General features: G+C 26.7%; 20 protein-coding genes. 3 read left to right on the plus strand and 17 right to left on the minus strand.

Features of this window, described 5'->3' with window-relative positions; genetic code table 11:
• Positions 1-31 precede the first annotated feature (31 nt).
• A complete protein-coding gene (locus H8S10_RS10725; protein WP_186838861.1) occupies positions 32-1,903 on the minus strand; it encodes a nucleoside-diphosphate sugar epimerase/dehydratase in 1,872 nt (623 codons plus the stop codon).
• A gap of 237 nt (positions 1,904-2,140) precedes the next feature.
• On the opposite strand from H8S10_RS10725, the gene trpS reads away from it, so the two are divergent.
• Entirely contained in the window at positions 2,141-3,148 is a 1,008-nt protein-coding gene (gene trpS, locus H8S10_RS10730) for a tryptophan--tRNA ligase (RefSeq protein WP_186838862.1), read from the plus strand.
• A gap of 66 nt (positions 3,149-3,214) precedes the next feature.
• Complete coding sequence (locus tag H8S10_RS10735; RefSeq protein WP_186838863.1) at positions 3,215-4,441, plus strand: O-antigen ligase family protein; 1,227 nt, start codon at positions 3,215-3,217, stop codon at positions 4,439-4,441.
• Positions 4,442-4,500: 59 nt separating this feature from the next.
• Here the strand turns inward: H8S10_RS10735 and H8S10_RS10740 are convergent, their stop codons facing one another.
• From H8S10_RS10740 to H8S10_RS10815, 16 genes are all read right to left on the minus strand, one after another.
• Positions 4,501-5,874 carry an O-antigen ligase family protein gene (locus H8S10_RS10740; RefSeq protein WP_186838864.1) on the minus strand — a complete coding sequence of 458 codons (1,374 nt, stop codon included), beginning with the start codon at positions 5,872-5,874 and terminating at the stop codon, positions 4,501-4,503.
• 60 nt (positions 5,875-5,934) lie between these two features.
• A complete protein-coding gene (locus H8S10_RS10745) occupies positions 5,935-6,915 on the minus strand; it encodes a glycosyltransferase (RefSeq protein WP_186838865.1) in 981 nt (326 codons plus the stop codon).
• A gap of 16 nt (positions 6,916-6,931) precedes the next feature.
• The gene (locus H8S10_RS10750; protein ID WP_186838866.1) at positions 6,932-8,326 is read right to left on the minus strand and encodes an O-antigen ligase family protein; all 1,395 of its coding nucleotides are present in this window, start codon (positions 8,324-8,326) and stop codon (positions 6,932-6,934) included.
• A 22-nt stretch (positions 8,327-8,348) separates the two neighbouring features.
• Positions 8,349-9,374 (minus strand): glycosyltransferase family 2 protein, encoded by a 1,026-nt coding sequence (locus H8S10_RS10755; protein WP_186838867.1) that lies wholly within the window; start codon positions 9,372-9,374, stop codon positions 8,349-8,351.
• A 35-nt stretch (positions 9,375-9,409) separates the two neighbouring features.
• On the minus strand, positions 9,410-10,828 hold the full coding sequence (locus H8S10_RS10760; RefSeq protein ID WP_186838868.1) for an oligosaccharide flippase family protein: 1,419 nt from the start codon (positions 10,826-10,828) through the stop codon (positions 9,410-9,412).
• A gap of 181 nt (positions 10,829-11,009) precedes the next feature.
• Entirely contained in the window at positions 11,010-11,411 is a 402-nt protein-coding gene (gene tagD, locus H8S10_RS10765; RefSeq protein WP_186838869.1) for a glycerol-3-phosphate cytidylyltransferase, read from the minus strand.
• A 40-nt stretch (positions 11,412-11,451) separates the two neighbouring features.
• On the minus strand, positions 11,452-12,663 hold the full coding sequence (locus H8S10_RS10770) for a CDP-glycerol glycerophosphotransferase family protein (RefSeq protein WP_186838870.1): 1,212 nt from the start codon (positions 12,661-12,663) through the stop codon (positions 11,452-11,454).
• Between the two features lie 229 nt (positions 12,664-12,892).
• Complete coding sequence (locus H8S10_RS10775; protein ID WP_186838871.1) at positions 12,893-13,288, minus strand: GtrA family protein; 396 nt, start codon at positions 13,286-13,288, stop codon at positions 12,893-12,895.
• Positions 13,289-13,362: 74 nt separating this feature from the next.
• Complete coding sequence (locus H8S10_RS10780; RefSeq protein ID WP_186838872.1) at positions 13,363-14,289, minus strand: glycosyltransferase family 2 protein; 927 nt, start codon at positions 14,287-14,289, stop codon at positions 13,363-13,365.
• A gap of 77 nt (positions 14,290-14,366) precedes the next feature.
• Positions 14,367-15,947: a glucosyltransferase domain-containing protein gene (locus H8S10_RS10785; RefSeq protein ID WP_186838873.1), complete on the minus strand. Its 1,581-nt coding sequence runs from the start codon at positions 15,945-15,947 to the stop codon at positions 14,367-14,369.
• Positions 15,948-16,124: 177 nt separating this feature from the next.
• Positions 16,125-17,147, minus strand: coding sequence for a glycosyltransferase family 2 protein (locus H8S10_RS10790; protein WP_186838874.1), 1,023 nt, complete (start codon positions 17,145-17,147; stop codon positions 16,125-16,127).
• Positions 17,148-17,165: 18 nt separating this feature from the next.
• Positions 17,166-17,882 carry a sugar transferase gene (locus H8S10_RS10795; RefSeq protein WP_347707677.1) on the minus strand — a complete coding sequence of 239 codons (717 nt, stop codon included), beginning with the start codon at positions 17,880-17,882 and terminating at the stop codon, positions 17,166-17,168.
• A 9-nt stretch (positions 17,883-17,891) separates the two neighbouring features.
• Positions 17,892-19,091 carry a DegT/DnrJ/EryC1/StrS family aminotransferase gene (locus H8S10_RS10800; protein ID WP_186838876.1) on the minus strand — a complete coding sequence of 400 codons (1,200 nt, stop codon included), beginning with the start codon at positions 19,089-19,091 and terminating at the stop codon, positions 17,892-17,894.
• Positions 19,092-19,250: 159 nt separating this feature from the next.
• On the minus strand, positions 19,251-20,126 hold the full coding sequence (locus tag H8S10_RS10805; RefSeq protein WP_186838877.1) for a LicD family protein: 876 nt from the start codon (positions 20,124-20,126) through the stop codon (positions 19,251-19,253).
• 141 nt (positions 20,127-20,267) lie between these two features.
• Positions 20,268-21,140 carry a LicD family protein gene (locus H8S10_RS10810; protein WP_186838878.1) on the minus strand — a complete coding sequence of 291 codons (873 nt, stop codon included), beginning with the start codon at positions 21,138-21,140 and terminating at the stop codon, positions 20,268-20,270.
• Between the two features lie 184 nt (positions 21,141-21,324).
• On the minus strand, positions 21,325-23,865 hold the full coding sequence (locus tag H8S10_RS10815; RefSeq protein WP_186838879.1) for a glucosaminidase domain-containing protein: 2,541 nt from the start codon (positions 23,863-23,865) through the stop codon (positions 21,325-21,327).
• A 124-nt stretch (positions 23,866-23,989) separates the two neighbouring features.
• Between H8S10_RS10815 and H8S10_RS10820 the strand changes: the two genes are divergently transcribed.
• Positions 23,990-24,091: IS1 family transposase (locus H8S10_RS10820; protein WP_347707662.1), on the plus strand; the 102-nt coding region annotated here is incomplete at its 3' end.

Genomic DNA, 24,091 nt, shown 5'->3' on the forward strand with positions numbered 1-24,091 from the left:
TCTGCCTATATGGCTTTTTATTAACTTTACTTTATTCTTTATTATCAGATACAGCTACTTCTGCATCTTTTTGTTGATTATATGTTGGAACAATTTCATGAAGCTTCTCTCTAAGCATCACTTTGTTTCCACTTTCAGCAATCTTCATTATTTCATCAATCTTTAATTTAAGAATATCTAAATCAAAAGTTGAAGGTTTCCCTATAAATATCTTTTTATGCTTTGTTTCTGTAAGACCTTCTTCACTCATTAACAATTCTTCATAAAGCTTTTCACCTGGTCTTAATCCAGTAACCTTTATTTCTATATCTTTACCTGGTTCATAACCTGATAACTTAATTAAATTAACAGCAAGGTCATAAATCTTAACAGGTTTACCCATATCTAATATAAATATTTCTCCACCTTTTGCATAAGCTCCTGCTTGAAGAACTAATTGCGCTGCTTCAGGTATTAACATGAAATAACGTATTATATCAGGATGAGTAAGAGTTACAGGGCCACCCTCTGATATTTGCTTTTGAAATAATGGAATAACTGATCCATTGCTTCCTAAAACATTACCAAATCTAACAGCAACAAAGTCTGTTTTACTTCTTGCATTTAAAGCTTGAACTATCATTTCACAGAATCTCTTAGTTGCTCCCATTACATTAGTTGGATTAACTGCCTTATCAGTGGATATTAATACAAACTTATCACATCCATATTTATCTGCACATTCTCCAACATTTAAAGTTCCTTTAACATTGTTCTTTATAGCTTCACTAGGGTTAAATTCCATTAGAGGTACATGCTTATGAGCAGCTGCATGGAATACAACATTTGGTCTATATTCGGCAAATATTTCTTCCAACTTCTTCTTATCTCTTACAGATGCAATAAGTACATCTTTATCAAGTTCTGGCATGTTTCTACTTAATTCATTTTGTAAATCATAAACAGAATTTTCGTATATATCAAGTATAACAAGCTTTCTAGGCTTGAAAGTTGCTATCTGTCTGCAAAGTTCAGATCCTATTGATCCACCTCCACCAGTAACTAATATAACTTTATCTTTAATATATTCATTTATTCCTTCTTTATCTAAGACAATTTCATCTCTTCCTAATAAATCCTTAAGATCAATATCTCTAACATGTCTTAAATCTATTTGCTCATCAATAGTTTCATAAAAGCTTGGAACTATCTTAACTTTAGCTTTACTTTCCTTACATATATCTAATATCTCACTTTTTGTTTTGGCATCTAAAGATGGCATAGCAAAAAATATAGTTTTTACTCTATTATCCTTAACAGCTTCTACTATTATATTTTTATTACCAATTACCTTTACGCCTTTTATATACTTACCTTTTTTATTAGGATTATCATCAATTAATCCAATAATTTTATACTTTTTATCAGTTGCTCTTCTAAGCTCTTCAATAAGTAAGCTTCCACAAGCTCCTGCTCCATAAATAAGGACTCTTTCTCCATTACCTAAATATATGTTTCCATATAAAGATATTCTTCTAATAAATCTATAAGAAAGTCTTATTCCTAATACAAACGCTGTTATAAAAAAGCAAGATAATATCGTAACTACTCTTGGGATTCTAAATGGCATAAACTCTAAAATTACAAAGTTTATTAATCCTGCAATAAAACACCCTGCAATTCCAAGAATAACTTCATCTATACCTGCTATTCTCCAAATACTTCTATACATCTTAAACAATGCTAGTATTCCGATATAAGAAATCAATATTAATGGTAAATACGTAACATATATATCATTATAAAGTTCATTATAAATTGATCCTAATCTTATATAAAAGCTTATCATATAAGCGATATTAATTAAAATAACATCCATTATTACTAACATAAAAACTTTTAATTTACTATTATTATGTTCCATAATTATTTTCCTTTCACAAAAAGTTTATGTTTTAAATATCAATATACAGATTATATCATATTGAAATATTAAATCAAATATTTATCTATTTTGCTTTTATTATAAACTTCTCTCTATATAACCTTTATTTTCTTCATATCTAGCAAATTTATCTATTTCATTGACATAAAATTATGCAAATTCTATAATTATAATTATGTAAATCATTTTCTAAAATATTGAAATGAGGTGTTTCCATTGGAAAATAATATAGAAAATAAAAAAGTCATATTTAGTGGAATTAAACCATCTGGTGACTTAACTTTAGGTAATTATCTTGGCGCAATTAAAAATTGGGTTAAATTACAAGATCAGTATGATTGTTATTATTGTGTTGTGGATTTACATGCTATCACAGTTAGACAAGAGCCAAAAGATTTAAGAAAAAGAACACTTGAAGTATTAGCAATATATATAGCTTCTGGTATTGATCCTGACAAAAATACTTTATTTATTCAATCTCATGTTCCAGCTCATTGCGAAGCTTCTTGGCTTTTAACATGTAATAGCTATATGGGTGAATTAAGTAGAATGACTCAATATAAAGATAAATCTCAAAAAATGGGTGAATCTATTGGTTCTGGGTTATTTAATTATCCAGTATTAATGGCTGCAGATATATTACTATACAACTCAAATCTTGTTCCTGTTGGAAAAGATCAGATGCAGCACTTAGAGTTAGCTAGGGATCTAGCAACAAGATTTAATAATACTTATAGTCCTACATTCACAATTCCCGATGGATATGTTCCTAAAGAAGGCGCAAAAATTATGGACTTACAGGATCCATCTAAAAAAATGTCAAAATCAGAAGAAAATCCAAATTGCTATATATTAATAATGGATCCCCCTGAAGTTATAAGAAAAAAGATTTCTAGAGCAGTTACGGATAGTATAGGTATAATAAAATACACAGATAATCAACCTGGTGTTAAAAATCTAATAAATATTATTTGCGCTATTAAAAATATAACTCCAGATGAAGTAGTAGAAAGCTATACTGGAAAAGGATATGCCGACTTAAAGAAGGATGTTGCGGATATAATAATAGAAGAGTTAACTCCAGTTCAGGAAAAAGTAAAATCCCTTTTATCTGATAAAAAGTATTTAGAAGATATTTATAAAACTGGTGCACAAAAAGCAAACTATTCAGCAAATAAAGTTCTTAGAAAAATGCAAAAGAAGATTGGTTTAATACCAAGATAGTTATAATAATAAGTAATCAATCTTTATTAATTAGATTGATTACTTATTCATTGAAAGGTGACTCTTATGAAAACATATAAAAAAATATTTAATATATTATTGTTACTTTATGTTATTACTTATCCTATTCTATCTACATATGGTTTATATAGTTCTGATATAATTTTATATTCACTTATACTATTACAAATATTTGGTTTTCTATTTATCTTCGAAGAAAGAAAGTCTATTTATACTATTATAAAAGGTATAACTAAAGATAAGTTGTTTTTGACACTTATTTTACTAAATCTATTAATGTATTTATCTACCATTGTATCTTTAGATATGAGAGTAACAATAACAAATAGTATTAGATTTACAATGTATATTTTTGTTTTTTACTCTATTTCATATAAAGTCAAAGATAAATTTGGAAAAATTATTTTTAATTCATTTATTTCTGTGGCAATCCTTTCCGGATTATATACAGTTGTACAATTATTATACACTAAATACTTAGGATATAAAATAGATAAGACTATAAGAATGCCTTCATTCTTAGAAAATCCAAATAACCTAGGTGCTTATAGTATATTAATATTCTTTATAGTTGTAATGCTCTTAATTTCTACAAAAAAAATAAAATATAAACTTTTTTATGGTGTATGTTCACTTTTATTATTGATAAATATAATGTTTTCACAATCAAGAAATGCATTAATTGCACTTATAATAGGAATTTTTATTATTGCCATTTTATATGATAAAAGATTTCTTATATTATCCTTTATTTTCCCAATAATATTTTTTATAATCCCTGCAATTCGTGCCAGAATTTTTCAGATTTTTGATATGTCGCAAAATAGCTCAAGATTTAATATATGGGATGTTGCCATTTCAATTATAAGAGATAATCCTATTTGTGGAGTTGGTTATGAAAACTTTAGCATTCAATATCCAAGATATATATCAACTAATCCTAATCTAATTGTTAGTGACGGTTATTTACCACTACATCCACATAATGTTTTTCTTAAGATGCAAGCTGAACTTGGAATTATAGGTACAATAATATTTATAGGTTTTGTAATTGTTACAATAATAACTCTCTATAAATTGATTAAATATACAAGTGATACTATCCATCGTTCAGTTATGATAGGTATTTTAGCAAGTTATTTAACATTCTTATTTATGAATCTATTGGACTGTTACTTTAATACTCCTAAAGTGATAACAACAATGTTTATTATCTTAGCATTCGCAAATCATTATAAACTTAATTCAATTAGTTCAAAAAAAAATATATAAAGTATTATAACTACAAATAATGCGAAGCAATATTCTTCACTGAAAAATATTGCTTCGCATTATTTTTTATCTTTATTCAAAATATAATTATTTAGATACATACTGTATCCTAAACATATCCAAAAAATTGTTGCTGCAAAAGAGTTTTGATAAAATATCTCGGTTAAAAACATACTAGTTATTAATAAAACTCCTATAATTACAGAAATAATATTTGTAGTATAAAAATCTTTATTATACTTATCACCTTTAAAGAATACCTTAACTGCTCCATAAGCTAGTGATATTATTAATACACACATTATAATAACTGCTATAATACCACCACTTAATAACATATGTATAAATCCATTATGAACAGTTTTTTTAGCTAAGGAAGATCCTGGTGTTAATTCATTAGCTTTAACAGGTATATTTCTATCACCAAATCCAAAAACAGGTGAAAACCTACCTAATCTTAAGCCATCTTTCCATAAAACCATTCTTCCATTAGATGAAGTTAAGTCATTTCTTTCTATATCAATACTCTCGCTTTCATTCCCTACTTCATCTTTTAATTTATTTATAGAGTTTGGAATAATAGATAACACTTTTCTAGTTGGCGCTTCAGATATTAGTAATAATCCAGATACAACAATTGATATAAGAATTGCTGTGCACCTTCTCAATATGTCTTTAGTAATTTTATTTCTTAATAGGTAATCAAGTAGTAGATATCCTAATACTATACTGCTAAATAAAAAACCTATCATTCCTCCTCTTGATGCTGTTAATATCATAAAAATATATTGTATTACAATATTAGATATTATAAAACTTAAACTTTTATATTTTTTATTTATTAATACAATTACTGAAGCTAACATTGAAATTATAGATATTACAGCTGCTTGATTTGGATCAACATATATTCCCCAAAGTCTTGCATAATAATATCCTATAGGAATAACTGCTCCGTCAACCCTTTTAACCCAATACACTATATTTAGTAAAAATATAATTAAAGAAGTTAATGATAATATAATTGTTAAAACTATAATTAACTTGCTTATTTTAATTATATCTGAATCAACTTCATCTTTACTTTTCCATGACTCACTCCTAAACAACACAAACATCATAATTATTTGCCATATTAAAGTCTTTGTATTTCCTATTAAATTTGAATTACTATTTATAAAAATAGTAATAATATATGATATTAAAAAAGCATATATAGAAAACTGTGTAACTTTATTTATATATCCTCTCTTATCAAATATATTCTTTAATACCAATACTCCTCCCCAAAGTATTATAGGTAAAGAGAAATAACCTGTTATATATTGTCCAAATGTTAGTGAATGAAGTAATGTCCAAAGAATAAATACTAACTTATAATAAATACTATCTTTAAAATTTTTCAAATTCAATACCCTATTGATGACATTCATCCATATACTCCTTTAATTTATAAAATTGTGAGTTTACTAACTAAAGACAACTAAATAAACTTAGTTGTCCTTGCTGATTTTAGTTCTCATATTTAAAAGCTTTGAAGTCTGAGATACTCCAATAATTTTTAAGGCTACCCTTACCATTGAAGCTTTTTTGCTTTTAATTCCTTCTAATAAGTATTTATTTGCTTTTAATTCAGCAATTAAATCTTTTCTAGCAATTCCTTTATACATAGCACATTCATTTAATGCTGCAATATAATTATGAGCTATACGTGTTCTAAGAAAGTTTTTAATATCTTGTGAATAATTATTGTTTCTAATTCTATCATAAATACATTTACTAATAATAATCTTATCTAATACTTTTTTACTATTTAACATTCCAGTTATAGATTCTGGATTTCCTACTCTATAATTATATAGTGGATTCATTATTGTTGTAAAACTTTTTGCTGAACATAAAATTCTTGGAGTCCAATCCTCATCTTCATGATATATTCCCTCAGTAAAAAATATATCGTTATTAATTATAAGCTCTCGCTTAGCAATAAATCTTACCGCAGCATAGCTTACATCCCCTAAATTTTCAACGTATTTATATGGTTTAATTGTTAAATCATCCTCTTTTTTGAACCCCTGATAAAAAGAAATATTTCCATCTGGTGACACTTTTTTATAATTTCCTATTATTATATCTTTATCTTCTTTAATTTTATTTAGAATTACTTCTATACTATCATTTTCTATATAATCATCACTATCTATAAACCATATGTATTCCCCTCTAGCTAATCTCAATCCAGTATTTCTAGCTGCTGATAAACCACCATTTTCCCTATGCTTAACACTTATATATTCATATTCTTTTGAATACTTATCACAGATTTCTCCACTATTATCTTTAGAACCATCATCTACTAAAATAACTTCTATCCCATCCCTATAGGCAAATATAATACTTTGTATGCATTCGTCTAAATATTTTTCAACGTTATATACTGGTACTATAATAGAAAGCTTAATATTACTATTCATATTTCCTCCATATAAATTATCTATTATATTGTTTTAAACTATTACTTAGTATAGATATATATCCTAAGAATACCCAATAAGTTGTTGCTATAAATGAATTTTGATAGAAAATTTCTGTTAAGAACATAGATGCTATCAATAAAGATACAATTAATAATGAAATAATACTAAATATATAATAATTCTGCTTATATCTATTTTTCCCAAAGAAAATTACAATTGCTTTTATAGCAATTATTCCTATAAATATCATCATTATTATTGTTGCCATCAATCCACCAGATAATAACATATGGATAAATCCATTATGAACATATTGTTTTTCTAATGAAGATCCTGGTGTTAATTCTGCAGCTTTTAAAGGTATATTCCTATCTCCAAATCCAAATATAGGTGAAAATTTACTTAATCTTAGTCCATCTTTCCATAAAGTTAATCTTCCATTTGATGATGTTGCATCAGGTCTTTCAACCGTTACATTACCTAAATGCTCTCCACTCTGTATCCCCGTTGTTTGATGTATATATTGCTGTGTCTTAACAGTAGCTTTTGGAATATAGCTTAATAGCTTTCTTGATCCATCAAAACTTATTACAATTCCAGCAGTAATTATTATACCTATTATTAAAGATATAATAGCTCTTATAGCATCATTTCTAAAACTATTTCTTAATATATAATCAAATAATAAATATCCTAATCCTATTAAAACAAATATTAAGGCTATTTCGCCTCCTCTTGAACCAGTTAAAATTATAAATATATATTGAATAATAATACTAATTGTAAGAAATATCTTATTAAATACTTTTCTTTGAACAATTAATACTACCGAAAGAATTAACGCTATTAACGCAACACTACTAGCTTGATTCGGATCAACATAAATTCCCCATAACCTCGCAGCGTAATATCCTTGTGGAATTAACTTTCCATCAACTCTTTCTGTAAAATATGAAATATCTAAACAGAACATTACTATAGCTGATATAGAAATAATAAATATTATAACAACTAGAACCTTAGATATAATATTAATATCTCTATAAACCTTCTTATCTTTATCTGAGTATTCAGTTATAAATAGTACTAATGTCATTATAGAAGCCCAAATTAATGTTTTAGTATTTCCAACTAAATTTAAGTTTCTATTAAATATAATAGTTATAACATAAGAAGCTAAAAATGCATAAATTAGATACATAAGTATTTTAGATATTCTAGCTTTATCATTAAATATATTTCTTATAAGTAATATACCACCCCATAATAATACTATAGGAGATAAATACCCTGTATATCTTTGTCCAAAACTAAAGTTATGTACTAGTGCCCATAATAAAAAGAAAATTTTAAAATAAACACTATCTCTTAATATTCCTATATTATAAATATCCTTTATTTTATTCATATGTTTACTCTCCTCTTTAGACTTATCTATATAATAAATTCCTATATTTAACTTTAATAATATACATCATTCTACTAATAATTAAAACTATTGAAGGATACTTTAATGATAGTTTTAATAGTCTCATCATTAAGCTTAAATTATTTGTTGAAGTAATAATATTATTGTATTTGTAAATTGAGTTCTTCAAGTATCTAATTTTCTCTTTATGAGTTAAATTACATCCATTATTGTTTAAGTCTATAAAACACGAATACATCCATTTTATAAATAAATTATTTAATTCTATATATTCATTTTTATTTAATCCACTTAATTTAAAATACTCTACACTTTTTTTATACATTAAATGCATTAAATCTAGCTTATTTTCTCTAAATCTAAACGTAAGATTATTTTCTATTTTCATCCAATAGTGATAATAACATTTATTACTAAATATAACTTTATCACAATACCTCAAATACATTAAATTAAATATTAAATCTTCTCCTAAGCTAATATCTTTATCCATAAAAATATTATTATCAGTTATTATACTTCTTTTATATAACTTATTTATTGGAGAATTTATATATGTTCCATTTAATCTATTTAAAACATTTATAGCAATATTCTTTTTATCTTTGGCTTCACAATAATCAAAAGTTTGTATGCTAGTATTTATATTTCCATCTCTCTCAATATCTAAATATAAACCTGTAATAACCATATCTACATTATGTTCTTCTAATAATTTCAAAGTATCTTTCAACATATTTTCATCAATAAAATCATCTGAATCAACAAACTGTATATATTCACCTTTTGCATTTCTAATTCCAATATTTCTACTCTCTGATACCCCATAATTCTTATTATCTATAAAAATTATTCTACTGTCGTTCTCAGCATATTTTCTAATAATTTCTGCGCTACCATCACTAGAACCATCATTTATAACAATCACTTCTAATTCTTTATAACTTTGATTTAATATGCTTTCTATACATCTCCCAATATACTTTTCAGTATTGTAAACAGGAACTATTACACTTATCTTTGGCATTTCACTCTCACCCCATATAAAATATGATCGACTATTTATTTCTTATTTAAATCAAATTCTTTTATATTTTTTATTATCATATATCCTGAAATCCCTAGAATTATTAGGATTATTCCCCATCTTACAAAGAAATTATTAATAAATATATAGGTAATTAAACTTGTAATAGCTATTGCTCCTATTCCTATTAAATTAAATGTAAATGGAAAATCTGTATGTTTATACTTAACTTTTACTAAAATAAAATGCATAAAGAATAATACTATATATGCACATAATGTAGACACAGCTGCTGCATACATTCCATACTTAGGTATAAATAACCAATTTATAGCTACATTTATAATCGCAGCTGTTATAGTTCCCACTGCAATAAATTTAGTTTGTTTTATATAAAATTGATAATTTGCTGGGAATGTATATAAAAACACAAAATAGTATCCTGCTATTATTATTGGTAATAAAGCCATTCCACTCCAATATTCTTTTGGTGAAAATAACCTTAGTATATCTGGATACCCCAAGATAAACATTATAGTTAACGCTGTAAATACAGCTATATAAATTGCAGATACCTTTTTCATTTCTTTTTTATTTCCTGATTTTAAAGTATCATAATACCAAGGTACCCATGCACTATTAAGTGCTAGTTGTATTGTATTTATTAAAGCTCCAATAGTGTATGTAAACCCATATATACCAACTACGGCTTCTGTAGTAACTTTTTGTAGCATTAACTTATCAGCTTGATTTAATATTAAGTGAGATAAATTATGAAAAATTAGTGGTAATGCTATTGGTAAACAGAATTTCCAATGCTTTAAGCTAACAAGCTTCTTACCTTTTCTCATAATTCCTATATAAAGTATTATTCCCACAGATACAGTTGCAATTGCACCACCAAATATTCTTCCTGCATACTTATCACTATCCATAGAAAGTATTAAAACAATTGATAAAACAATATTTATTACTGTAGTAACTGCTGAAGTAAATAGATATGCCTTATGATTTCTTTCAAAAGTAAATACTGAGGTTACAAAGCTTATTACAAAAGAGAAGAAACTTTCAAATAATAAAACTATTATTATAGGTACACTAAGTCCTAATAATGATTCTAGTCCATTTCTAAATATTAAAGTACTAATTCCAATAAAAAAGAAACTTATAGTACCTAGAAATAAAGTACTAGATAAATACTCTTCATACTCTTCTTTGCTCAAATTAGCTTTTGCACTTCCTATTGTCCCATTTATTCCTATACCTATTACTATTGCAAATATAGCGCTCCATGTTGAATAAATAGTAATTATACCAAATTCATTTGTTGTTAATAAATTCGTAAATATTGGTGTTGTAAAGAAATTTACACCTTTCAAAATAAATGTACCTATTGTGTACCATATAGCTGAATTTAACAACGTGTTACCTTTTAGCCATTCTTTTACTCTCATTTTTACTCTCCTAATTTAATCTTAAATAAAAGGCTGTTGCAAAATTTAGTGCACAGCCTCTCTTTTACTTTTATTAATTACAATCTATATACATTAAAATTCAACCTTAATTATTATAATTTTAATAGCACTATAACTTTAGATAATAATATTATTCCTTAAGTATGTATAACTTATTATATTATTTTAAAATTCCCTGCCTCTTCAACTCATCTTTTATCTGAGTTGTTGAAACACCTTCTGTTCTTGGCAGATACACAACTTCACAGTAATCCTTTAAAAAGTCAAACTTTCCTTCCCAGTCATCTCCCATAACAAATACATCTATATTATGTTCTTTTACATCTTCTATTTTCTGTTCCCAAGTATTTTCTGGAATTACTTCATCTACATATCTTATAGCTTCAACCATAAGCTTTCTTTCCTCATAACTAAAATAAGCCTTTTTATTTTTAAGCTTATTAAATTCATCACTTGAAATTGCAACTACTAAATAATCTCCTAATTCTCTAGCTCTTTTTAATATATTTATATGACCATAGTGTAATAAATCAAAAGTACCGTAAGTTATAACCTTTTTCATCTAGTTAACACCTCTTTAATTTTTTATTATGTAAATGACCTTACATATTGTTTTCTATCCAATCTACTACTCTGCTACTTGCATTTCCATCATCTACGCAACCTTGCTCTTTTAAAAACTTATCAACCTTATCTAAATATATTTCTTTATCAAACCCTTCAATGTTTTTAATAATTTCTTCTTTTGACTTCGAAATTAGAAAAGGTAACTTTTCTAATTCAAAATAAAAACCTCTATCATCTCTATAATTTCTTATATCACTAGCATATATAAAGCATGGCTTTTTAGTTAGCATAAAGTCAAACATAGATGAAGAGTAGTCAGTTATTAATATATCTGTAGCGACTAATAACTCCTGCATATCTGGATAGAATGATGCATTTAATACGTTATCAGAATTAAAGTTTAACTCTGTTGATTTATGAAAAACATTTGGGTGAAGCCTTATTAGCATAACATATTTTTCAGAAAATCTTTTATTAAATTCTTGTACGCACTTTTCATAATCAAATTTATAGACCTCTATATTATTGTCTTTTCTAAAGGTCGGTGCATACATAATAATTTTTTTGTCACTCTCAATATTAAAGAAGGATTTAACCTTTTTTGAAGTTTCTTTAATATTATTAAAGAGTAAATCATTCCTTGGTACTCCACACTCTAACACTTCTCCATCATACCAAAAAGCATTTCTATACATATTCGTGTTAAACTTAGAATTAGATATAAAAATATCTGCATTTTCAGAGTCTTTTTTTGCATACTTTACATAACTCTTATTTAATGCATACTCGGCATCCTTTTCTATCTTCTTAAGAGCTATTCCTCCATGCCACGTCTGGATATATAACTGATTTTTCCTTTTTCTAGTATAATAGTTTTTTCTTGAGTTATCAATCCATATTTTAGCTGTAGCTAACTCTTTTATAGCGTCAAATGTTCCATACTTAACCAATCTTATCTCTGTAGGAAATTCTCCACTTTTTTTCATATCGCTAACAAGCCAAACTATATCATAATCAAGTTTTCTCTTTATGCATTCCATTGCTATATACTTAGCATTATCAGAAAACCCTCTTCCATAATAACTACAAATAACTATCTTATTTTCACTTATTGGAGATATGGAAGACATCATCCAATAAATTCTATTTATTGTATTATCGTATGCCCATTTAGAGCCATCAATTATCATTTCAGCAATTTTAGAAATTCCTTTATTCCTCTTTATGAGGTTTTTTAGCTTACTCATATCACTCCTCCTAGAGCTCTCTGTTTATGCTATTATCTATAAAGATACCAATATTAATTTATTATACGTTTAAGCTATAACTATTGTCAAGAAACCTCAGTTATTATGGATTCTCTCCTAACATTGGATAGTATAATTATAAAAAGCCTAGAGAGTTTTATCAACTATCTCTAAGCTTTAATGATATGATTAAACCTATTCTCAAAATAAACTTAAGGTTTAATTTATATTATTCCTTAAATACAACCTTTTTATATAAAATAAAATTCCAACAAGTAATTAATATCATTGATATAAACTTAGCTACAATACTTTTAACTCCTACATTAGATAAAATCACAATAAACTGAGAAGAAAAAGTTATATTAAAAATAAATAAACCTATATATAAAACTAAGCTCTTAATAGATCTTGTTTGTGATTTAAAAGCCCAAAATTTATTTAATAAATAATTAATAATTGTAGAGATAATTACTGATGAAATATTTGATATAAATATACTCATTCCTATAATCTGAAAAATAGTAAATAACATTAATTCACAAAGAGCACTTGTACCTCCAATAATTATATATTTACTAAATTGAATAATGTTACTTTTACCTTCAATAATCTTTTTTAACATTTTACTCTCTCCCTATTTATCGTATAAGTTACATTAATTCTAAAACCCTTTCTAACAATAAAAAGCTCCTATTATTAATCTAAACTACTTTTAACTATATATATCGGCCTATTCTTTGTTTCAGTAAATGTTCTAGCAACATATTGACCTAATATTCCCATAAAAAACATTTGTAATCCAGATGTTAATAATATTACACATATAAGTGTTGGAAATCCTGCAACAGCTTCTCCGAATATAAGAGTCTTTATTACTATTATTATCATATAAATGAATGCTATCATACAAAGAATTATTCCAGTAAAAGATGAAATTTTTAATGGTAAATCTGAAAAAGATATTATTCCATTTAATGCATATGTGAATAACTTCCAAAAACTCCATTTAGATTCACCGCTATTTCTATCTTCTACTTCATATTCAATATAATGAGTCTTAAACCCAACCCAGGAAAATATTCCTTTAGAAAATCTACAACGTTCTGGTAGCTGAATAATTGAATCAACAACATTTCTCCTAAGAGTTCTAAAATCACTTGCTGATTTTACAAACTCAATCTCTGAAATACGATTAATTAAATTATAAAAACTATTTTTAAAAAATGTTAGTACTTTACCTTCTTTACGCATTTGTTGATAAGCTGCAACCATATCATAATCTTTATTGCTTTCTAAAAATTCAATCATTTTTGTTAAATATTTAGGATTTTGTTGTAAATCTGCATCTATTATGCTTACATAATCACCAACACTTTTTTTCAGCCCTGCTAATAATGCTGCTTCCTTACCAAAATTTCTTGAAAAGTTAATAACCTTAACGTGTTTTTTATCCTCATTATAAATCTGTTCTAATTTATAAAATGTATTATCAGAACTTCCATCATTAATAAATATTAATTCTATGTTATCCCAAAAATTTATCATTGTTTTCTTAATAGTATTATAAAAAATATCTAAATTATTTTCCTCATTAAAGCAAGGAACCACTATAGATATCACCATAATATTCACCTCTTTTTTAGCTACTAAATTATTAATTAGATAGTCTATACTACTTATGGTAATTTAAACTTAATTTCTTATTCCAACCTTACAAATATTTTGCCATTTATAATTTTTATTGAGTTTCCATTAGGGTACTTATCCATTTCTTCTATAGCTTCTTTATTTTCTATATAAATTTCACTATTAGTGTCAATTTCCTCATATGAATATCCAAGATAATTTGAAATAGTTTGAGCTCGTGAATAAGAATAAGTATTTAAATGTGAAGAATTCCCACCATATCTAAATCCTAGATCAGACCACCTAGATTTAAATGTTTTATCCGAAATTACTCTACCAACAAAATATATATCCATATCTTGATTATAATTATCTATTGATTTTATTCTAGTATACATAGTTTCATAATAATTCTCTAAAATTCTATTTTCATAATATACTGCTCTATAGTTTACATTACTTTGCCAAGAATAATTTAATATAGCCACTAAAATAATTACTATTCCTAAAAAGTTTAATAATTTATTAATATACGAAGATGAATTAATTTCTAAGTTATAATCACTTGTAATAATGGCTAAATAAAATATACAAACAAATGCCATTTGCATCAGCGTATATATTCGTCCATTTGGAACTAATATTACTATAGAATCTATAGATATTGGTAATATTATTAATAATACTAATACTAATCCTATTAAACTTAAATTTTTCTTTTGAAAATTCTTTTTAGTTATCAATAAAAAATTAACAAATGTAATTATATACATACCCAAAAACGAATATCTTATTATTCTTGTTCCATTTATTTCGTTATAATTACTAAAAGGCATTTTAATTAATGTTTTATATATATTTTTTATTTGTTCTGGCAATAACGTTAAATCTATTTTTCCCATTTCATCTATTCCCTCATAGGAACTAAGACTTATGTTATTTGTAAATAAAAAATATTCTAAAAACAATCTATATAATACATATCCTACCAGTAAAGCTGAAAAGAATTTAATTCCCTTTAAAACTACTTCTTTAAATGTAAACTTTTGATTTATACACATTTTTATTAGTATTATCACAAATATAGATGCAGTTAATGGATAATACCCTTGATAAATCCCTAATGAAAATGCAAATAAAAATGTACCTAAAAAATACCCTATAATTTTATATTTATAAATAAGGTAAATTCCTAGAACAGCAAAAAATATAGCTAATGCATAATATCCTACTGTAAACGTAAATAGCATCGTACTTGCTATAGCAGGAAAAACTACAGTAATTCCACCTATTAAGATACAATTCCATTTGTTTTTTATATCAAAAATTTTAATTATTATACATGATGTAACTGCTAATGTTAACACAGAAAATAGTCCAATAAATATTGGCACATTATAATTTCCCCATATTTCTCCTACAAAGTTTCCAAACTCCTGTAAAAACCATCTTCCACTACTCGTTCCTGTTCCATATCCCCAAGGTGTCATAGCAATATTATCAAAAATATTTAAATTATTTGTGAATAGATATATATATGAAAGTATTCCAAAAAATATTGATGATAAAAAACAAGCAACTGTATTTTTATTACTTACAAAAGAATTTAATTCACAAATAAAAGTTTTTATTTTAAATTCTAGTTTATTTATCATTTTTTCCTCCTAAATTTAATTTCTATAAGCTTTTAAGTAATTTCTTTAAATTCAATTTATATTCTGTAAATTAAGTAATCCTAGTAAATCTCTTTAAAAAAGCTTTACTAGGATGTTTAAAACTATTTTTGAAGCTTATAAAAGATGTAAAACCTTTTAGGTTTCTCTTTAAACTAATTATTTTATTATTGGGTAGTTGAATTTCTTATTTTTTCTTATCCAAAACGGTAATTTTATTAACCCATATAGAGTTCCCCATCCGTATGATATATGAAGCAAAAAGAATATTATAGGTAATAATAAATATGAAATATGTTTTTTCTCTTTTAAAATAGAGAAGATAGTATTAACTATATTAAAAGCAAAATAAACTACTAACAATAATACTAATGGTAGTGAACTAATTGTAAAACTTCCAATTACAGTTACTATAAGTGCTAATACAAATAATAACGGAATAAAGTGATATATTGAGAAACACTTAGGCGATACCCCCATAGTTAATCCTATCCAATAACCATTTAAGTATTTTTGTTTCATCATCTTTGATAAACTATTTCTAGCATGATGATAAGATTTTATAGTTGGATCTAATAAAAACTTATATCCTGCTTCCTTCATTCTATAATGCATCTCATTATCTTCAGTTCTGGCTAATCTTTCATCATAGCCACCAACTTTTTTAAATGTCTCTCTTGAATAAGCAGCATGAGCAAGCGTACTTACATACTCTTCAGTTTCTTGTCTTCTATAGCTGGCTATACCACTTCCAAAGATAGATTTTTCAGCTATAAGAAGAGTCTTCTGCCAAGAATTATCTTCATCTATTATACTTATTCTATGTCCTCCAACAACCTTTTCACCAGCTGCTATTCTCTTAACATTCTTACTTATAAAATCTATAGGTAATGATGAGTGAGCATCTACTCTTAATATTATATCACCAGTACTTTCCTCTAAAGCAACATTCCACCCACAAGGTAATATCTTCTTTGGATTGTCTAATACGCTTATTTTTGAAAAGCTCTTAGATGAATTTTTAAACTTCATCATTACATCTTTTGTATTATCACTTGAATTGCTATCAACTAAAATTATCTCTATATCATCATGGTTATAATCCTGCTTTTCAAGGTCTTTCAAAAGATTTTCTAGTTTATTTCCTGCATTATATGCTACAACTATAAAAGAAACCTTCATCTGTTTTTCCCCTCTCTACTAACTGTCTGCTGAATTTGAGCTACGGTTTTCACCTAACCCTAAAACAGCTCCAACAGTTCTTAACATAATTTTAAAATCATATAAAGCTGTAAAATGCTTAATATAATTCAAATTATATTTCATCTTTAAAGGTAATACCTTATAAATATAATCATTATCAACATTGCTGCTATTGTCTAGTATCTTTTCTTCATCTTTAAACTCTATACTAGCTTCTGATGTTACTCCAGCAGGTAATAATAATGTTGCTATCATTTCATTAGTATACTCCTTAACAAACTTTGGAACTTCTGGTCTAGTTCCTACAAAGCTTAAATCACCTTTTAAGATATTAATTATTTGAGGTAGTTCATCCAATCTATATTTTCTCAAAAACCTTCCTACCTTTGTAACTCTAGGATCATTTTTAGATGTAACTTGAGTTCCTAATTTTTCAGCATTTACAACCATAGTTCTAAACTTTAATATTTTAAATTCTCTTCCGTATTGAGTCACTCGTACTTGCTTAAATAATGCAGGTCCTTCAGACTCACTCTTAATAATTATAGCTAATACAGCCATTATAGGTAAAAGTACTATAGTTCCAATAGCTCCGCCAACAATGTCAAAAAGCCTTTTTAAAATTAATTGACCTTTTCTTTCTGATAGAATATCATAATATTCCTTTACCTCTGGATTTTTCATAAATTCAGGCAAGCTGTCGTATTTTTTCAATGACATATTCTATCCTCTTTCTACTTCATTAAATTTATCTATAACATATTTTACTTGCTCTTCAGTCATAACACTATTTAGAGGTAATGTTATTTCATTTTTATACATGTCATAAGCATTTGGATAGTCTTCCATTTTAAATCCTAAGTTTTTATATGCAGTTAGCATTGGTAATGGCTTATAATGTACATTAGTAGCTATACCAAATTCGGCTATCTTTCTAATAAATTCATTTCTATATTCTACATCTTTTCCTAATAATCTAAGTAAGTATAAATGTCCACTTGAATTTTTGTCATTATCATAATGATTTAAAACAGCAACATTAGGATTATTTTCAAAAGCTTTATTATACATCTCTATAAGCTTTCTTCTATAAGCTAATATATCTCCATATCTAGATAATTGAGCAAGACCTATAGCTGCATTTATATCAGTCATATTACATTTATAAGCAGGCTCTAAAATATCATACTCCCATGCTCCTACTTTATTTTTAGATAAAGCATCCTTTGTTTGACCATGTAAAGATAATATCATATATTTTCTATAAATTTCTTCATTATCTATACCTTTAATATTTCTCCAAGTAACCGCTCCACCTTCAGATGTTGTAAGATTTTTTACTGCATGAAAAGAAAAGCTAGTAAAGTCAGCTACTTCTCCACTCATCTTACCTCTGTAGTTAGCTCCAAAAGAATGTGCTCCATCAGCTAAAACAACTACTCTTCCAATAGCTTCTTGAATCTCATTATTTGCTTTAAATAAATGCTTTTTACTATTTACTACTTGGAATAATTTATCATAATCACACATTACTCCAGCTAAATCTACTGGAATAATAGCTTTTGTTCTCTCATTTATTAAACTTCCTAAATTTTCATAGTCCATCTCAAAAGAATCTTTTGCAGTATCCACTAATACTATCTTTGCCCCAACATGATGGATAACACTAGCTGATGCAGTATAAGTATAAGCACAGGTTATTACTTCATCGCCTTCTTTTATACCTAACAATCTCAGTGTCATTTCCATTGCGGCAGTAGCAGAATTTAAACAAACAGCCTTTTCAGTATTACAATACTGTGCAATTTTATCTTCAAATTCCTTTGTTTTAGGTCCTGTTGTTATCCAACCAGATTTTAATACTTCAACTACATTGTCTATCTCTAATTGAGTTATATCCGGTGGTGAAAAAGGTACGTTCATAATATTTCCTCCTATATTATTGATTAATTAAATAATCTATAATATTTTATTATTCAAATTAATTACTATATTAAATACTTTTATTTTAGTATTAAAACCGTACTTTTACAATATGTAGTTTGAAAATATACTGTAAATATTGAATATACCTTTAATAATTTATATATCTATCCTATATTCTATATATGATTTTTCAAAATCCACTATAATATCTCCATGTCCACACCTTTCTGACTCCTCAGGAAGCTTATTGTAATCTCCATAAATATAACTTAAATATTGGTGATACTCCTTAGGTATTGGTATACTAACGTTTTCAAAGTCTATATTTATACTCTCTTTAAATATTTCCTTTTTATATACTCTTCTATCATAAGGTCCTGTTAATATTTCTCCACAATAATCACAATTATTAAAATCATATTTATTAATTTCTCTAGCGAGATATTTCTTGAATTTATTTACAGTTCTATTTCCAATTAATCTTTTTCTAAGAAAGCCCTTAATACTACTAGTTAAAAATCTATTAATTATTTCTCCTTTATTACTCCTATCATTTGGACTAATATATAATACATATGGAATATAACATAGCCCCTTATATATATTAATTAATATCTTTTGTTTTATTTTAGATAACTTTAAATTTGGAATTGGCGTGATGGGGAATATATCCATACATATTCCATAATGACACTTCATATGCATTAAATTCTTATCCATAGATGTAGTATTATTTAATCTTATTTTGCTATATGGATTCCAATAATACTTATCTGTTTCTGAGTTTTGCAAAAAAAACCTTTCATCAAGCTCATTTTTACATACCTCTTCAAACCTTTTAAAATCATTCCACCTCATAGATATATCTATATCATCATCCCAAGGAATAAAACCACCATGCCTAATTGCACCTAGAGCCGTTCCCCATGTTGCAAAATATTCTATATTATATTTTTTACAAATTATATCTATTTCCTTATATATTTCCAACTGTGTATATTGTAATCTTTTCAAGTCAAAATCTCTTTCCATAACTATAAACTACTCCTTTAATATATTACTATCTATAAAATTACTATATTAATATGAAGTTAGTCTGTATATAATGTGCATTAGCCCTGCAGTTAAAAATTGGAAATACGTTCAAAGAATATTATCTTAAACTATTATTATTTATTTTATGTTAGTTTTATATATCTCATATGATTTATCAAAGTCTACTATAGTATCACCATGTCCACCTCTTTGTGATTCATCAGGCATCTTCATATAATCACCATAACATTGACTTAGATACTTATCATACTCTTTAGGAATAGGTATCTTAACATTTTCAAAAGGTACTAAAATACTCTCATCGAAAATTTCTTTCTTATATATCCCAGTATTTCCAGCTTCAGAAAATATCTCTTCATAATATTCAGATTTATTAAGATCATACTTAGTTATTTCCTTTAACAAATATCTTTTTATACCTGTAATTCCTTTGTTAGGTATAAGCCATTTCTTTAAAGCTTCTAACATTCCCTTAGGAATTATTCTTATTATCTTTGCAACTTTAGAATCTTCATTTGGATTTACATATAATATATATGGAATAAATCCCAACCAAATATAAATAGACCTATATGTCTTTTGCTTAAATCTTGATAATTTTGAATTAGGTACCGCTACTATCGGAAAGATATCCATACATATACCCCAATGACATTTTAAGTGAGTTAATCTTTTATCCATAGAGGTTGTATTATTTATTCTCAATTTATTGTACGGATTCCAAAAGTATTTATCCGTCTCAGCATTTTGTAAAAAGAATTTTTTATCTAATTCACTTTTACAAACTTCCTCAAATTTTACATAATCATCCCATTTCATAGATATATCAATATCATCATCCCATGGAATAAAGCCTTTATGTCTAATAGCTCCTAGGGCTGTTCCCCATGTTCCAAAATATTCTATATTATATTTCCTACAAATACGATCTATTTCTTTAAGTATTTCTAACTGTGTATTTTGTAATCTCTTCAAATCAAAATCTCTCACTTTTTAAAACTCCTTATACTTAAATATATTTCATTAACTATTTCACATTATATTACAATATTTATAATAGTAAAATATATTTTAAAAATAGTTTATTATATATTAATTCTTATAAGTAATTGATAAAAATAAAATTCAAATATATTATTTAACAAATAAAAAAGGTGGATTATCCACCTTTTTATTATCCTCTCCAAGAACCATCAGCTTCTAAGAAATATTGCTTTCCATCAACAGTAATCCATCCAGTAGCCATAACTCCATTAGAATATAGGTAATACCAAGTTCCATTTACTAATGTCCATCCTGTTGCCATGCTTCCACTACTTGGGTACATATAATACCATTCATCTCCAACCAATGTCCATCCTGACGCCATACTTCCACTACTTGGATACATATAGTACCATTTACCACCATCAGAAACCCAGCCATACATAGTTTCTCCATTATTATCTAAGTAATACCATTTACTATCTGCTAAAGTCCATCCTGTTGCCATTGATCCACTACTTGGATACATATAGTACCATTTTCCATCAACTAATGTCCATCCTGTTGACATTCCTCCACTACTTGGATACATATAGTACCATTTTCCATCAACTAATGTCCATCCTGTTACCATAATGCCTGTTGTTGTATCAAAATAATACCAATATCCATCAATAAATTTCCACCCTTTACATACAGCACCGTTTCCATCGTAATAGTGCCACTTATTATCAATAATTTCCCATTGATTTATAAATCTTGGAACTACCTCAAATTTACCAGTATTAATAAAACTAATATTATTAGCCTTTATATATGCTCTATTAGCCCATTCATAACTACCATGGAATGTTACTAAGTTTCCATTTGAATCATAAATAGATGTATTTCTTTCTGGATATATCTCTAATGTATTTACACCATTAATAACCTTTTGTGTTTTATTAGTTACAATTGCAGTTGTGCCTGGATATCCTCCATAACCACTAACTGAGCCATTAACTTTATAAAGTAAATTATTATTATAATCTCTTACTTCATTATCTCCAGTAAACATTATAATTTGATAAGCATTAAAATCCTTCAAATTATTTATATTCTCTCCAGATAAATACATATCAGCTCTGAATGCATAAGAAGCTGCTTTTTCTCCCCAGAAAGGATCTGATGCATATTTTATATTAGCACCCATATTTTTATTACCTAAGAATCCACCAAAATATCTCCAGTCAGATGGATCAGCATATCCTTTTGAAATATAATAATTACAAAACTCTATTATGCTATCTCCAACAGTCTTAAAATAGTTAGCAGATTGACCTGGACTTGAGTCAACAGCATTCATACCAAAAATATTATTTTTTGTATGAGCTATACTAGATTCACCCCATCTTGATTCATTAATACCTACACCTAACGCAAGTAATGCATTTACTCCATAAGAGTTTTGTGCATTAATAAACGCATCTCCTGTACCTCTTAATTTACTTGTACTACTAGTATTAGCTTCAATAAATCTATTAAGATCATTTGCTGTATACATAGTTTTACTTCTAAAAGGTAAATAATTATAGTAGTTATAATATGCATTATTTGCATTTATAGAATTATTTTTATGTCCTGCTTGTAAGTCACTTATAAGAACATCTAATCCAGCTGCAATGTTACTGCCATTATAGAAATATATTCCATCATAACTTAAATATCTAACACCTTCTTGTAGATATTCTGGTGAAGGACCTATCTTTAGGGTAGTTCCTCTTTGACTTCCAGCTCTTAAATCACTTGAAATAAAGTGATATAATATTCCACCTTCAACTTTATAATAACTAGGATTAGTAACTTGATTTATCGGAACTAATACTAAGTCATAGTTTCCAGATGATACATTTTTGTTAATCCAAGCTTCATGTCCACTTACTTGAATTTTAGCAGAAATATCATTAAACTCAATTACTGGAACATCATCTACATATCCTTGGTTAATGTAATTATAGGAATTCTTTAAACCTGGATCAGTATAGAGAGTTGTATTTTTATCAAAACTTGGATAAGATTGTCCATTTATATGTTTCCATATTCTACCCATAGTTCTAGTAGAATAAACAACTTGTCCCTCTCTGTTGATTACTGTAGGCAAAACCATATCATTACTATATGGTACTGGTGAGTTTTCAGCTACTAGTTTAGCTTCCTCAAAACTATCACTTGAACCAATATATGTATAGCTACCATCACTATGAGCTAATGCTATCTCATATTCATCATTTGTTTTCTTTTTTAAAGATGTTGATTCAATTAAAGTAGGATATTTAAGATTAAATTCTTCTCTTTCAAACATCTCAACTGAATAAATAGCTCTAGCAACATTACCTTCGACTACTTCATATTTTTCTCCCACACTTACTTCGTTTGTAATATCTGCCCCTTCATTAAGTTCACTTTCATCTATTGAATTTAATTCATTTTCAGTGGATTCTGATTCTATTGTTTCTGAAGTTGAAGGTTCAGTTACAATCTTATCTTCTGTATTATCGTTCTTATCAATTGACTCCTCTTTTACTTCTAATTGCCCATCTTCAATAATGATTTCTTCCTTATTATCATTGCTTGCCTCAACAGTTTGTCCTCCAAAGTCATTTATTAACTCAGTCGCTGCTGTTGCAAAAGATGGAAATAAAAGCATCATAGAAAGCGTTAATGATAATAACGATTTTACACTTTTCTTCATGTAATCCCCCCTTATTACAATTTTCGATCTGTTAAGTTATATGAACATTGCTCTTCTCAGCCCAAGGAAATACAATAGGTTTGCGATACTAAATAATACCCCCTTCGAAAAGGAGAGAAGAACAATGAGCAAAACTAATATAAAATGCCCACGCTGTAATTCTGATAAACTATACAAGTTTGGTATGAATAAGCAGGCTAAACAAAAGTATCAATGTAAGCAGTGT

It is taken from the genome of Clostridium sp. NSJ-49 (genome assembly GCF_014287725.1).
GTDB lineage: Bacteria > Bacillota > Clostridia > Clostridiales > Clostridiaceae > Clostridium > Clostridium disporicum_B.

Bases quoted from the DNA above. Each gene is read 5' to 3' on its own strand.
- H8S10_RS10725 (WP_186838861.1), bottom strand. From the start codon at position 1,903: ATGGAACATAATAATAGTAAATTAAAAGTTTTTATGTTAGTAATAATG.
- H8S10_RS10735 (WP_186838863.1), top strand. From the start codon at position 3,215: ATGAAAACATATAAAAAAATATTTAATATATTATTGTTACTTTATGTT.
- H8S10_RS10740 (WP_186838864.1), bottom strand. From the start codon at position 5,874: ATGAATGTCATCAATAGGGTATTGAATTTGAAAAATTTTAAAGATAGT.
- H8S10_RS10745 (WP_186838865.1), bottom strand. From the start codon at position 6,915: ATGAATAGTAATATTAAGCTTTCTATTATAGTACCAGTATATAACGTT.
- H8S10_RS10750 (WP_186838866.1), bottom strand. From the start codon at position 8,326: ATGAATAAAATAAAGGATATTTATAATATAGGAATATTAAGAGATAGT.
- H8S10_RS10755 (WP_186838867.1), bottom strand. From the start codon at position 9,374: ATGCCAAAGATAAGTGTAATAGTTCCTGTTTACAATACTGAAAAGTAT.
- H8S10_RS10760 (WP_186838868.1), bottom strand. From the start codon at position 10,828: ATGAGAGTAAAAGAATGGCTAAAAGGTAACACGTTGTTAAATTCAGCT.
- tagD (WP_186838869.1), bottom strand. From the start codon at position 11,411: ATGAAAAAGGTTATAACTTACGGTACTTTTGATTTATTACACTATGGT.
- H8S10_RS10770 (WP_186838870.1), bottom strand. From the start codon at position 12,663: ATGAGTAAGCTAAAAAACCTCATAAAGAGGAATAAAGGAATTTCTAAA.
- H8S10_RS10775 (WP_186838871.1), bottom strand. From the start codon at position 13,288: ATGTTAAAAAAGATTATTGAAGGTAAAAGTAACATTATTCAATTTAGT.
- H8S10_RS10780 (WP_186838872.1), bottom strand. From the start codon at position 14,289: ATGGTGATATCTATAGTGGTTCCTTGCTTTAATGAGGAAAATAATTTA.
- H8S10_RS10785 (WP_186838873.1), bottom strand. From the start codon at position 15,947: ATGATAAATAAACTAGAATTTAAAATAAAAACTTTTATTTGTGAATTA.
- H8S10_RS10790 (WP_186838874.1), bottom strand. From the start codon at position 17,147: ATGAAGGTTTCTTTTATAGTTGTAGCATATAATGCAGGAAATAAACTA.
- H8S10_RS10800 (WP_186838876.1), bottom strand. From the start codon at position 19,091: ATGAACGTACCTTTTTCACCACCGGATATAACTCAATTAGAGATAGAC.
- H8S10_RS10805 (WP_186838877.1), bottom strand. From the start codon at position 20,126: ATGGAAAGAGATTTTGACTTGAAAAGATTACAATATACACAGTTGGAA.
- H8S10_RS10815 (WP_186838879.1), bottom strand. From the start codon at position 23,865: ATGAAGAAAAGTGTAAAATCGTTATTATCATTAACGCTTTCTATGATG.